This window comes from Gracilibacillus boraciitolerans JCM 21714 (assembly GCF_000521485.1).
Classification (GTDB): domain Bacteria; phylum Bacillota; class Bacilli; order Bacillales; family Amphibacillaceae; genus Gracilibacillus; species Gracilibacillus boraciitolerans.
This window is the reverse complement of sequence record NZ_BAVS01000052.1, coordinates 1-11,230: the sequence shown is the minus strand read 5'-3', so window position 1 is coordinate 11,230 and position 11,230 is coordinate 1. Positions and strand designations below refer to the sequence as shown.

Genomic DNA, 11,230 nt, shown 5'->3' with positions numbered 1-11,230 from the left:
TTTTATGGTATTGCTGAAAAGCCAGGCCTTGCGGTTATGTGTTTAAGTACATAAAAGAAATTATGCGCTGAACCTAGTTATGTGCTGAGTTTATTAACGGGGGGGTTAAAAAGTACTTTTACAGCAACGACTTTCTTTATTACTCAACACATAACATGTTCATTATAATGAATTCAAAAATTGAAGGATATCATCAGTAGCATGATATCTATTGTCAGCTGCATTCAAATCTGGTTCATGTAGTTTATTTAACGCACGTTCTTTTAATTTTATATCAGCTACCATATATTTGTGTGTAGTTTCAATACTCTCGTGCCCAAGCCATATAGCAATTGTTGAAATATCAATACCTGATTGCAACAGGCTCATTGCAGTCGAATGCCGGAATACATGTGGAGTTACTGATTTATTTTTTAAAGATAGACAATTGGTAGCTGCTCTCTTAACAATGCAATCTATTCTGTAACGTACCCCCCCAGATCGTGTTAAATGTTTTACATTTCTGCCAGATAACAAATAGTCATTGTCTTTAATTCCATTCTCATGCATAAAATCAGAAATACATTTTGTTGTCGTTTGCCATAAAGGAACGACTCGTTCCTTTCTTCCTTTTCCCATAATTCGTAAATGGCATTTTCCATTATCGGAAAAATGAGCATCTTTCCCTTGATCGATATCATTTCCGAAACCCGCATCCCTGAATTATAAAGGAGAAGCAAAATAAGATAATCACGTCTTCCTTCAGGATTCTTTGTTTCGCAAGTATTAAGTAATATATCCATTTCCTCTTTAGTGAGATAGCAGATTTCTTTCTTTTCTACTTTCGAAAGGGTATCGCCTTAATTTTTCGTACAGTCCCTGAATATTCCGGGCATTCGTAGGATACATACTCCATAAATGATTTTATTGCTGCTAGCCTATTATTTACTGTCCTAAATGTGTTTCTTCGATTATTCTCAAGGTAATGCAAGAATCCAATAATAGCATCTGCATCTATTGCTTCCATGCTTATTGAAATTGCTTTAACGCCATGTTCTTCGTTCATATATTTTAAAAGAATACGAAATGTATCCTTATACGCTTGGATAGTAGAAGGAGATACTTTCTTCTGACCCATCATCCATTTTAGGAAAAAGTTTTGAAGTAGCTCTTGGAAATCATTATTTTTCATCACTGACACCCCCCTCATAGAAGAATTCTTCAAAATTCCTAGAAGTAAGTTGTAATAACTCGGGTGTTCCCGTAAGATACCAATAGGTATCTGCTACTTTTACATGGCCGAGATAGGTGGAGAGGTATATTATCTTCCTATCTATGTTTATACCATTATTAAGCCAGCGCAGCAGTGTGTTACATGCAAAAGTATGACGAAAATCATATAATCTTGGGGGGGGACGTCTATCCCATTCATTTTTATCTATCAGGATCTGATCTCTGATTACTTGTAGTGCACTTTCAAAATTACGTAATACCAGTTTGCGACTGCCTGTTGTAATAAGGAAATGTAGATCTGAAAAGTCTCTTCTTAGATTATCTCTATCATTTACATATGACCTTAGTTTTGAAATGGCTGTCTCATGAATAGGGATAATACGGCTTTTTGAAAACTTGGTCTCCCTTATGGTAATTAAGCCATCATTTAAATCAACATCGTCGTCCATTAATTGACATACTTCATTTGGACGCATCCCTGTAGACCATAAAAGGCCAATTGCAGTTGAGATGGTCTTACATCTAAGACCATCAGGTGCATATAAATTCAATGATGCTTGCATTAAAATGCATATTTCTTGTTCAGTAAAGATGTAAGGGGTTGTCCGACCATGACATTTCCCAAACATCCCGTTTGGGGGTATTTGTGCCATAGGATCGAAAACACTAATATACTTTGCAAACGTTCGGATTGTCTCCATTCTTCTTGCCATATACCATTGCGAATAATTTGGTTTAAGAGTAGCCCATTGGAACGCAATATCTTTGGTTAACGAGCCCTCATATCCTATTGAGACAGTATATGACGCAAAACGTCTTAATTCTTGGGATTCTATTTTAATCTGATATCCAAGGGCTTTTTTATAGGAAATGTACTTTTCAATTTGCCTTGAAATGAGGTTATTATTCATGTTCTCACCTCTGGCCAGATTCCAGCCACATCCTGTAACTCCATAAAGTTTATCTTCGTATAAATACTGGTAGTTTCAATAGATTCGTGGCCTAGAATATCTGCAATCATCTTTAAGTCCACACCATTATTGATCATTTCTTTTGCAGCTGTATGTGTTAGCATATGAGTACCTGTGAAATTTTCTATTCCGGCTCGAATAGCAGCCCTTCTTACAGTATTTCGAACTTGGGAGGTTCCCATTGGTTGCCCTAGTTCTTTTTTAAATCTCACAAATAAAATTCTTTCTTGGGTATCTGGACGTGAATGTAATAAGTATTTTTCAATAGTTTTACCTGTAACGGCGTGAAGTGGAAGACTCCTTTCGGAGTGTGTTTTTGTTTGTCTAATGGTTACAGTTCCCTCCAACCACTCAAAGTCATTCAATGAAAGTCTTGCCACTTCCGAACAGCGAAGACCTAAATCTTTTAAACAGCGTGCAATTGCGTAGTCGCGAATTCCGGTTGGATTTGATTGATCATATGCTGCTAAAAGAGCATTTGTTTCTGAATCAGTAAGATATTTTGAGATACCTGCCTGTTTCCAAACAGGAGAAGTCATTGGTAATTTCAGTATTTTATCAAATTTTACACCATCATTGAATTCAAGAAATCTTACATAACTTCTAATTCTGACTATAATAGTTTTCCTCGTTACATTTGAAACATGACGAAGCGTGTTAGTCAGGTATACTCTAACATGGTCAACAGTTATCTTTTCTGGAGAAAAATCCTTTTCTGGAAAACAACAATATAAAAATATTTTTACTGCATTGCATTGAGAAACAATCGTATTATCGCTTAGTTTAGCCACTTCGGTTAAATACTTTCGAAACCTTTCTATCTCAGCTTCAATAGACATATCCACATCAAAATCAGATAGGTTTAACCGTCTAAAAATCTGGTTACCACTAAGAAAATAATAATATGGGTTAAGGAATTATAATTGTGTAAAAGAGAAAAAGCCATTATAGTCTCTCTCGTGATACAATGTTTTCAGCGACGATAAACAAAGGAGAGAAAACTATAATGACTAATCTTAATTTTACACTAGATTTTGAAAAACTTAAAGAGGAGTTGATCAGTTCCAATTTAAATGACGTTATTAAATCTACGATGATCGTTGTATTAAATGCCTACATGGAACGTGAACGTGATCAGTATATGAAAAAGTCAGCATATGAACGTGATGAAAATCGGCATGATTACCGCAATGGGTATTATGAACGTAAGTTCACTTTAAATGTAGGGAAAGTTGCTTTACAAGTCCCGCGTACACGTACTGGTAATTTTAAAACAGAACTTTTTGAACAATACTCTAGGTCGGATCAGGCATTCATTTTGTCGATGGCAGAGATGGTTATTAATGGCGTTTCTACACGTAAGGTGTCTAAAGTGATGGAACAATTATGTGGAGAGAAAGTCTCTAAGTCTACTGTTTCGACCATTACGCAAAAATTAGACCCTGTTATCAATGAATGGGGGGGAAATCGTCCACTTAACACGATGATTTATCGCTATTTATATGTGGATGCAATGTATATCAAGGTGCGCGAAAATGATAAAGTGGTTTCGAAAGCTGTTTATATTGGATTGGCTGTCCGTGAAGATGGAACACATGACGTCATTGGACTTCAGGTGGCACAAGCTGAGTCTAAAACAAACTGGTCTCGATTCTTTGAGAGTTTAAAAAGTCGTGGATTCCAATCACCTAGCTGGTGATTTCAGACGCACACGAAGGTTTACGACAAGCTATTCAAGAACAATTTATTGGTGCTAGTTGGCAACGTTGTACGGTTAATTTAAAGCGTAATATCTTAGATCGATTTCCGAAAAAATAAAAACAAGACGCAAGTTCTCTTTTAAGATATATGTTTGATGCTCCTACTCTTAAAATAGCGAGAGATTTAAAAGATCAATTCCTATCAAAATATGCAGGTGAAGCTAAGTATGATAAGGCATTAGAAATCTTAGAGAATGGTTTTGATGACGCTGTAAAATTCTATGCAGAACCAGAAGCAGCTCACCGACACATTAAATCAACCAATGTAATTGAACGCTTGAATGAGGAAATACGCCGCCGAGAAAGACCAATTCGTATATTTCCAAATAACCAATCTGCCTTTCGTTTAATAGGTGCTGTGTTAATAGAAGCGCAAAAGGAATACGAGAAATCGAATAGAAGGTATATTCATTTTGATAATTAAAAATAGAGCACACACCGCAGCATCTTAATCGCATATCGCTCCCACCACCCTTGCCTTTGTTTGCGGTCGTAGTAGTGGTTCTTTGCGGATTAGAAAAAATAAAGCCTATAAGGCTCCCATCCGCGATTAAGCGTACCACGACCGATCCCTTTCTAAGTCGTCAGTTGTCGGGACCCCCCCGAACCCAACAACTGACAACTAAGAAGGGGGGGCACGGCAGCCAAGGGCAAGCAGCAAAGCTGTGGCTAGCAATCCGTTTCATTAATAAAACGATAACAAATTGTGAAATAATGCATAAATTAACGTGATAATCTCATGAAATTCAATGAATTATTATTAACCTATAACTTGTAGCTTAATGCTTGTATTACAAATTACACATAAAAAAGGACTTGACTATAATATGCATGGAGAGCAGCTTGAATTGTACTTTTCTGGGCAGATAACGGGGTGTTCTTTAAATATTTCGATATAACTTGCTTTAATTCCTCATAATCTGTCCATTGAACAGAATACGTATCTTTGTATTTTAAAAATTCCTTTGCCTTTCTTATGTACTGCCCAATAACGAGATTGGAATAGCCATTCTTAACAAGATGTTTTTCAAAATTAACGATTTGCATTTCATTGCACATAAGCATTGACTCCTTTTTATTTTTATCATCGCCAAAAGAAGTAATACTTATATTGTTATATGCTGAAATTAGAAGAATTGTTTCACTGTAACAGTTTTATACTTATGTTAAGCACATAACTAGGTTCAGCACATAATTTCTTTTATGTACTTAAACACATAACCGCAAGAATTGGCTGTTTGCCGTTTCGACGAGTGGAGCGAAATCCAGCGCCATCATCTACAGTCTCGTAGAGACTGCAAAAGAGAATGGTTTGAATCCATTTTTCTACCTTAAATTTCTTTTCGCAGAACTGCCCCAGCTCGAGATGAGCGAAGATCTGAACATCGATCATCTGATGCCCTGGTCGAAGGAACTTCCAAAAGACTGCTATCTTCAAAAGAAAAAATAGAAAAAATGCCTTTCCGACAAAAAATCGGAAAGGCATTTTCTTTTCTAAGAAACTAGGTGTTCGTTATTGGACGCTTACTTTTAGTCTTCCTTTTTGCAACCAAAGAAATTGCCAAAGTGAATGTAACTTAATTCACAATAAGTTACATTCAAAACCAATAGGGAAAATTCATAAACTTACACATTCGAACGAACAAATGAAACCTTATGGGAATTGAATATGTATAGTAACCATAGGATCTCGACTAAAGAAGTGGTTCATTAAAAGAAAGAACTATAGAGTAATTTTCTTTTGCTACTACAATTAGACCTCTCCTATATCGACAGTAAGAAAACGATGACTTCCTTCCGAAAACCTGTCATGCGCAACCTGTGCTTGCCGATGGTGTCCGGCAAAAACAAATTCATTCCCGAACTAATGATTACTAATCCACTTAGAAAATTCTTCCTCTTCTACTTCTTTTAGTTTTTCACCAGTTTTTTTGGAAACAACAGGTATATGACTATTATCATGAAAGTTGCAAAGCAATATCTATCAAAAAGTAATGAGAACGCCTCATGTATAGCTCCTTTCACAGGTTTCTTATTAACGTTTTCATTTTTTTAAGAATAGGATTATATAGTGACTACTAAAGAATTTTTCAAATTATTTATTAGCTATTTAAATTATGCTTTTACAATCATAAATTAGGGAAGGGATTCAAAGCGATAAACTAAAAAACGGAAAATACCGGTAAAACTAGAATACTCTCAGCAGGAATAAAAAAAGCCTTTGCTCTATATATGAGCTAAGGCTTTTCAAATTTGTTCCTTGTAATATCCTTATCTCTTAACTTCCAACCATTCTTACGGTTTTACAATATATTTTTAAAAACAGCTGTATCATGATTTTAAATCTATTCCAAGAAGCCATTTTCATTTAAATTATCTAAATAATATTGAAAGTAATCGTTTTCTATACTTGCAGGATATTCTGCCGCTTTTCTGTCGATTAGTGCCCCAACAATCAATGCATTTAAATAGCTGGTTACTTTTTCACAACGATCTCTTACTACGAATTCTGAGATGTACTTGCCATCTTTACTTTCTAAAAGAATGTCAACACGTCTACCTTCTTGTTCATCTAATAACAGTTTATTGTATGACCACTCTGATTTTTTCACTTTTTTTGAGTCTAAAGGATTGTTCTGATTATCAATTAATTCATCTTGGTGATATTTTTCTCTTCACTCGAAAAAATATTTGATAATAATTGAGGATTTTCTATCTTAAGACATTTAAAAATCTTCCCATATTCTAATTGATCATCATTCACTAAATCTAATATTTCTGTCTTTGAAAATTCTTCAGCTTTAAATTTTTTTAATATTTTTTCTATCACTTGTTCCTTAGTAAAGGATAACTCATTTTTTTTATACAAGTATCTTTTATACAATTTTTCATAATTCGACATTAGTGTACTCCTATGAATTATTTGACAGGATTTCCATAAAAAGCATGAGCTTTAGGCGTTCTTTTATATGGATGCCAGTGATAATAATAGCCTTTTTTCGGTTTACCATTTAATTTATCAACTTCATTTATTGGTTGTCCGCTTGGGTTTGCTGAAGCAGCCACACCTTTTGCTTGATTACTAGAAACTGACCAAGTGTCTTTTCCAGATTTTATTCTAGCAACTGCTTTGGTTTTACTTAATCCACCTCCGTGATAAACTGAACCACTTTTCACTACTGCTGCGAAATGAGAATAATTTTTAGATCTGTTAGCATGTGTAGCAACTACATATGCTGCACCTCCAACAATAATCATAGCTCCCGTGTGGAAAAGAGCAGTAAGAACAGCTGGAGTCATTACAATACCTAATGGTATTAAAAAGACAAATGATGCCACTCCTTCCTCAGAGTCAAAACTAAATTCCTCACCTGTCTCCACATCTTCAATTGTAGCTTCAAACTCTTCGTATTCCAATTCATTAACTTTTATAACATATTCTTTTGAAATAAGTCTCCTAATTCATTAGGCTCTTCCGTAAATAAATTTATAGTATCTGAGCCAGGTTCTACTTCGATAGTCGCTTTGACCGAGTCGCCCTCAACTGTTTCAAGTGAGGTCTCTAAAACTAATTCTTCAGGTGATATTTCCAAGTTCTCTATCGATATATTTTCTTTCTCTAATTCGATTGCTAACTTCTCTTCGATATCAACAAGAGCTGACACTTCTTCAGCCTTAACTTGATATTTTGGAAAAAGAGTGACAATCATAGCCACTATAATTAATAGTATTACTTTTTTTGTATATACATTTTTCATATAAAATCTCCTTTTTATTTATTTAAGATTGGAATACCGGCACCAACTATATTTTCACTAGTTTCTAAGTCTAAAGATGATTTTTCTAAAAATTTTCGAACTTCCGAGGAAATATCATCCTTTTGTTTCAAATCATTATTTAAAAGATATTCTGCAATTATCCCAGTTACGTAAGCTGTAGAATAGGAGGATCCGTCGTTAATGGAGTATCCACCTTGGTTATCTAGTGAAACTACCTCCACTCCAGGAGCCACAAAATCAACTTTTCCATTTGCAGCAAAGTTTGGAGATGTTTTTTGTTCAGTAATTGCACTTATAGATAGTACGTTGTCGTATCTGGCAGGAAATTGTGCATTTAACCCAAAGGTATTTCCACTAGCAGCTACAACTACAATTCCTTTCTCTACTGCTGTATCTATTAAAGCTCGTAATTCTGGAAAATCATTTGAAAATCCAGAACTTATATTTATAATATTTACATTTTGGGATATTGCCCACTCAAATCCATCTAAAAAAACTTGTTTTTCTATTTTCCCATCATCATTAATTACTTTTACGGAATATATTTCAACATTTTGACTAACCCCCCCTGTTATACCGAAGTCATTATCATTAGCAGTTATTATTCCAGCAATTGCCGTTCCGTGATTTAGAATATCTTCAGCAGAATTTTGAGGTTGGATTGCATTGTATTCTATTACTACTTTCCCAGATAAATCTTTGTGATTCTTATTAATCCCGCTATCTAATACTGCTACTTTTATTTTACCTTCCGCTTCTTTAAAGTCCCCCCCTTTCCAATTAGTTCAATTCCCCCCCATGGGATGACTTGAGTTTCTTCAAAACTAGTATCATGTTCATTTTGAATCTCCTGTAAGTCTTTTTCGTTTACAGTCAGGTTGTCTATTAAGAAGAAAGTCAGGATACTAATTACGAATAAAACTAACGTAAAGTAAATCTTTTTCATATCCAATTATTCTCCTTAAATTCCTTTTAATAGAAAAAAAGTAATTCTATAAATATAATTATAGATAATGTATTTTTTAAGTCAATTCTTTTTTAAAATTACCTATAAAAAAGCTATATACAGATGGGAATTTCAAAATTATGGAGAATACTTTGTTTTCAAAACAGTCATCTTGCAATGAATCAATAAACTTATTCAGTAAACTAAAAAAGCTTCGCCAAGAAAAGCGAGCTTAGTAGAATTAATAGCTTTGATGTTACTTTTCTTTCTTAACGCTAGATTTGCTTGGCGTCTTGGAAAGCCGTTGGAATAGCGAGTTTGAATATAACTTAATTCAAATCAAACCATATTCTAAACCCCCCCAACTCGATACATAAATGCATCACTCATTTCCACTAATTATTGAGCTTCTTGGTCTTTCAAAAAACTGACGACGTCATCAATCCCGTATTCCCCTGCATACTGGAATGGTCCATAAAAAAAGTACAAGCAAAACCGAAGGTTCTTCTGTTATTTCATGCGAAGAGACCCAATGCTTTTTATGATGGAAAAATCGGGACGCCTGTTTCAATTGAAAATAAAGCAACCTTGATCGAAACGGAATTCCTGCATAAGGTTGTTTCAAATGCCGGCAACTTTTTATCCTTGAGAGTGAAAGACACGCGGACTCAACATTTAATAGGATTTAAAGAAAAGTATAACGAGCTGAAACGCCTCGTTTTTACATAATAGACTGATGAGTAATTTAAGGCTGCCAAATGGCAGCCTATTTATTTGAAAGGTTTATTTGAAAGGTTTAAATGAACCCTGTGTTTATCAGCAGTTGAATGTAACTTAATTGATAATAAGCTACATTCAAATCTACTCTACTCTATTCTTTTTTAATGGTTAATAATTGCCCTTCGTTTAGCAAAAGTTGTATAGGTTCCGTAAATTCAGAAAAAAGTAAAACGTTTTTTTCCTGCACTTTAAGTTCGACGAGATTCGAATTTAGTAAGTGGGCTATCTGAATTATGCAATTTGCATGGCGGGCCATGTGATTTAAAATATATTGGTGTAATTCTCGTAGCTGCCAGGCCTTCTCTATGCCATTAAAAATTTCTCTTTGGATAGGATAATCGAAGCCAGGAATATTTATTGGATCTATCTCTATAAACTCAAGAGAACCTGTTCCATCTATCATGTTCTGGTCTGAGGCTAAGTAATAGTAAGATTTCATATCGCACCTACCTTAATTTAGAAAATCCCGTTATTAGCAGATATGAATGTAACTTAATTCACATTAAGTTACATTCACTTTCTCTTCCTAACTGATCTTATTTAAACTCTTCAGGACTCCATATGGCGATTTCGTTACCTGGAACAGCCACAATCAACCAGTCACCATCCCCCCCATATCCATGATTATCTCCAACTTGCCAACACTCATAGTTTTCATCATGTCCATTTACATACAATACTTTTCCGGACTCAAGCGAAATATATAAATGCGGCGAATCTTCTCCGAGCCAAATATCTTTCACTTTTTCTCTCCGGTTTCTCAACAGCAGCTGAAACGACTCTTCATCGTCGAGTTCTTCTAAGGTTTCTTTAGAAATCGTGGTTAATTGCTCATCACTAGCAATAATCGCAATTTTCCTTACTTCGATGTTCAACCATAACTGGTCTGGATCTTGCTCAGAGTAATGAGAAAAACAGACACGCACTATCCCTGGACCAATGCCAAATTGGAAACCATCAAGTTGACTTCCAATCAGCAGTTTTTTTATAGCTCTCTCTGCGAAGTTTCTGTCTTCTCTTTTCATTTCTTCCCCCCTCTCTTATTCATCATTTAGCGAATCTGAATGTAACTTAACTGCACTTAAGTTACATTCGTTTCCGCTAAAATAGCGCCTTTTATTTGTTCCAAATCCTGGCCCATAAACCTACGGTGTCTTTTTTTGGTGTGACCGTTTCCGGTTCGCTTTCTTCTGGCTGTGAGGGCGATTCTGGTGAATCTAGCTCTGGTTCTTCGGGCGTTGGTGCAGCTAGTTGCTTCTGATTCTCTTCTATCCGATCCAGTTTATGCTTCATTTCTTCCAAGACTTCCACAAACAAAGAGTCACGTTTTCGCATCTCTTCTTTTAGACTTCGGTTCTCTTCTTCAAGGTCTTCCAATTTTTTCAAGATAACGACTGTCGCGACGTCGTCATGACGCCGCGGCGGTGTGCTTGTGACGCCGTTTTCTGGCGTTATTGTAAGATGCGCCTTTTAAGCCTTCAGCAGCTTCTCTGACAGCATTCTCGAACGTTATGTCACCGCTTTTTTTGACCGTCATAGACTCCCGTAGCGCCGCGACCTCTGTGACGGTGTAAATCCGGCTATTACTTTTGTTTCTTTTGAAGAGAATACCTTCCGATTCAAAGCGAAGGCTGTATTTTCGTATCGTTGAAGGAGAAATATTTAATTGCTTACATACTTCGCTGGGGGGGGTCATCATCAGTCGCTCACCACCTCTTTTGTTTCATGTTATAAGAGTTCGATCTGCCTTGCATCTTCTTTTTCAATAAAGGTTCCTAGAAA

16 protein-coding genes and 2 pseudogenes are annotated in these 11,230 nt (G+C 35.5%); 2 read left to right on the top strand and 16 right to left on the bottom strand.

Going from position 1 to position 11,230, the window contains the following annotated elements; all coding sequences use genetic code 11:
• Nucleotides 1-162: 162 nt before the first annotated feature.
• The 5 genes and pseudogenes from JCM21714_RS18885 to JCM21714_RS17015 all read right to left on the bottom strand — a co-directional run bounded on the left by JCM21714_RS18885 (nucleotide 163) and on the right by JCM21714_RS17015 (nucleotide 3,022).
• On the bottom strand, nucleotides 163-618 hold the full coding sequence (locus JCM21714_RS18885) for a tyrosine-type recombinase/integrase (RefSeq protein ID WP_052000876.1): 456 nt from the start codon (nucleotides 616-618) through the stop codon (nucleotides 163-165).
• Between the two features lie 47 nt (nucleotides 619-665).
• Nucleotides 666-806: pseudogene (locus JCM21714_RS24555) on the bottom strand (tyrosine-type recombinase/integrase); the annotation flags it as partial.
• 11 nt (nucleotides 807-817) lie between these two features.
• Nucleotides 818-1,171 (bottom strand): site-specific integrase, encoded by a 354-nt coding sequence (locus JCM21714_RS18880; RefSeq protein ID WP_052000875.1) that lies wholly within the window; start codon nucleotides 1,169-1,171, stop codon nucleotides 818-820.
• Nucleotides 1,161-2,123: a tyrosine-type recombinase/integrase gene (locus tag JCM21714_RS17020; protein WP_035726221.1), complete on the bottom strand. Its 963-nt coding sequence runs from the start codon at nucleotides 2,121-2,123 to the stop codon at nucleotides 1,161-1,163. The genes JCM21714_RS18880 and JCM21714_RS17020 overlap by 11 nt, the downstream gene beginning before the upstream one ends.
• Nucleotides 2,120-3,022 (bottom strand): tyrosine-type recombinase/integrase, encoded by a 903-nt coding sequence (locus JCM21714_RS17015; RefSeq protein ID WP_052000874.1) that lies wholly within the window; start codon nucleotides 3,020-3,022, stop codon nucleotides 2,120-2,122. The genes JCM21714_RS17020 and JCM21714_RS17015 overlap by 4 nt, the downstream gene beginning before the upstream one ends.
• A 167-nt stretch (nucleotides 3,023-3,189) precedes the next feature.
• Between JCM21714_RS17015 and JCM21714_RS24935 the strand changes: the two are divergent.
• Nucleotides 3,190-4,367 (top strand): annotated as a pseudogene (locus tag JCM21714_RS24935) (IS256 family transposase).
• A 374-nt stretch (nucleotides 4,368-4,741) separates the two neighbouring features.
• Here the strand turns inward: JCM21714_RS24935 and JCM21714_RS17005 are convergent.
• On the bottom strand, nucleotides 4,742-5,002 hold the full coding sequence (locus JCM21714_RS17005) for a hypothetical protein (RefSeq protein ID WP_035726219.1): 261 nt from the start codon (nucleotides 5,000-5,002) through the stop codon (nucleotides 4,742-4,744).
• A gap of 175 nt (nucleotides 5,003-5,177) precedes the next feature.
• Between JCM21714_RS17005 and JCM21714_RS20300 the strand changes: the two genes are divergently transcribed.
• On the top strand, nucleotides 5,178-5,393 hold the full coding sequence (locus tag JCM21714_RS20300; protein ID WP_084040928.1) for a transposase domain-containing protein: 216 nt from the start codon (nucleotides 5,178-5,180) through the stop codon (nucleotides 5,391-5,393).
• A gap of 895 nt (nucleotides 5,394-6,288) precedes the next feature.
• On the opposite strand, the gene JCM21714_RS18875 is transcribed toward JCM21714_RS20300, so the two are convergent.
• The 10 genes from JCM21714_RS18875 to JCM21714_RS24545 form a co-directional block, all read right to left on the bottom strand.
• On the bottom strand, nucleotides 6,289-6,555 hold the full coding sequence (locus JCM21714_RS18875; RefSeq protein ID WP_052000873.1) for a hypothetical protein: 267 nt from the start codon (nucleotides 6,553-6,555) through the stop codon (nucleotides 6,289-6,291).
• Between the two features lie 35 nt (nucleotides 6,556-6,590).
• The gene (locus tag JCM21714_RS18870) at nucleotides 6,591-6,845 is read right to left on the bottom strand and encodes a hypothetical protein (RefSeq protein ID WP_052000872.1); all 255 of its coding nucleotides are present in this window, start codon (nucleotides 6,843-6,845) and stop codon (nucleotides 6,591-6,593) included.
• Between the two features lie 17 nt (nucleotides 6,846-6,862).
• Nucleotides 6,863-7,360 carry a hypothetical protein gene (locus JCM21714_RS16990; RefSeq protein ID WP_035726214.1) on the bottom strand — a complete coding sequence of 166 codons (498 nt, stop codon included), beginning with the start codon at nucleotides 7,358-7,360 and terminating at the stop codon, nucleotides 6,863-6,865.
• Between the two features lie 11 nt (nucleotides 7,361-7,371).
• Nucleotides 7,372-7,701 carry a hypothetical protein gene (locus JCM21714_RS16985; RefSeq protein WP_035726212.1) on the bottom strand — a complete coding sequence of 110 codons (330 nt, stop codon included), beginning with the start codon at nucleotides 7,699-7,701 and terminating at the stop codon, nucleotides 7,372-7,374.
• 14 nt (nucleotides 7,702-7,715) lie between these two features.
• Nucleotides 7,716-8,438 carry a S8 family peptidase gene (locus JCM21714_RS24550; RefSeq protein ID WP_369403646.1) on the bottom strand — a complete coding sequence of 241 codons (723 nt, stop codon included), beginning with the start codon at nucleotides 8,436-8,438 and terminating at the stop codon, nucleotides 7,716-7,718.
• Between the two features lie 23 nt (nucleotides 8,439-8,461).
• Entirely contained in the window at nucleotides 8,462-8,668 is a 207-nt protein-coding gene (locus JCM21714_RS16975; RefSeq protein ID WP_035726205.1) for a hypothetical protein, read from the bottom strand.
• Between the two features lie 871 nt (nucleotides 8,669-9,539).
• Nucleotides 9,540-9,851, bottom strand: coding sequence for a hypothetical protein (locus JCM21714_RS16965; protein WP_235183013.1), 312 nt, complete (start codon nucleotides 9,849-9,851; stop codon nucleotides 9,540-9,542).
• Nucleotides 9,852-9,984: 133 nt separating this feature from the next.
• Nucleotides 9,985-10,473: a hypothetical protein gene (locus JCM21714_RS16960; protein ID WP_035726198.1), complete on the bottom strand. Its 489-nt coding sequence runs from the start codon at nucleotides 10,471-10,473 to the stop codon at nucleotides 9,985-9,987.
• A 91-nt stretch (nucleotides 10,474-10,564) separates the two neighbouring features.
• Nucleotides 10,565-10,834 carry a hypothetical protein gene (locus tag JCM21714_RS16955; RefSeq protein WP_035726195.1) on the bottom strand — a complete coding sequence of 90 codons (270 nt, stop codon included), beginning with the start codon at nucleotides 10,832-10,834 and terminating at the stop codon, nucleotides 10,565-10,567.
• A gap of 22 nt (nucleotides 10,835-10,856) precedes the next feature.
• Nucleotides 10,857-11,144, bottom strand: a complete 288-nt coding sequence (locus JCM21714_RS24545) for a MerR family transcriptional regulator (protein WP_369403645.1) — start codon at nucleotides 11,142-11,144, stop codon at nucleotides 10,857-10,859.
• Between the last annotated feature and the right edge of the window lie 86 nt (nucleotides 11,145-11,230).

What these genes read in the sequence shown, in the direction of transcription:
- JCM21714_RS18870 (WP_052000872.1), bottom strand. Translation starts at nt 6,845, where the DNA reads ATGTCGAATTATGAAAAATTGTATAAAAGATACTTGTATAAAAAAAAT.
- JCM21714_RS17020 (WP_035726221.1), bottom strand. Translation starts at nt 2,123, where the DNA reads ATGAATAATAACCTCATTTCAAGGCAAATTGAAAAGTACATTTCCTAT.
- JCM21714_RS16960 (WP_035726198.1), bottom strand. Translation starts at nt 10,473, where the DNA reads ATGAAAAGAGAAGACAGAAACTTCGCAGAGAGAGCTATAAAAAAACTG.
- JCM21714_RS24545 (WP_369403645.1), bottom strand. Translation starts at nt 11,144, where the DNA reads ATGACCCCCCCCAGCGAAGTATGTAAGCAATTAAATATTTCTCCTTCA.
- JCM21714_RS16965 (WP_235183013.1), bottom strand. Translation starts at nt 9,851, where the DNA reads ATGATAGATGGAACAGGTTCTCTTGAGTTTATAGAGATAGATCCAATA.
- JCM21714_RS16985 (WP_035726212.1), bottom strand. Translation starts at nt 7,701, where the DNA reads ATGAAAAATGTATATACAAAAAAAGTAATACTATTAATTATAGTGGCT.
- JCM21714_RS16975 (WP_035726205.1), bottom strand. Translation starts at nt 8,668, where the DNA reads ATGAAAAAGATTTACTTTACGTTAGTTTTATTCGTAATTAGTATCCTG.
- JCM21714_RS18885 (WP_052000876.1), bottom strand. Translation starts at nt 618, where the DNA reads ATGGGAAAAGGAAGAAAGGAACGAGTCGTTCCTTTATGGCAAACGACA.
- JCM21714_RS17015 (WP_052000874.1), bottom strand. Translation starts at nt 3,022, where the DNA reads ATGTCTATTGAAGCTGAGATAGAAAGGTTTCGAAAGTATTTAACCGAA.
- JCM21714_RS17005 (WP_035726219.1), bottom strand. Translation starts at nt 5,002, where the DNA reads ATGTGCAATGAAATGCAAATCGTTAATTTTGAAAAACATCTTGTTAAG.
- JCM21714_RS18880 (WP_052000875.1), bottom strand. Translation starts at nt 1,171, where the DNA reads ATGAAAAATAATGATTTCCAAGAGCTACTTCAAAACTTTTTCCTAAAA.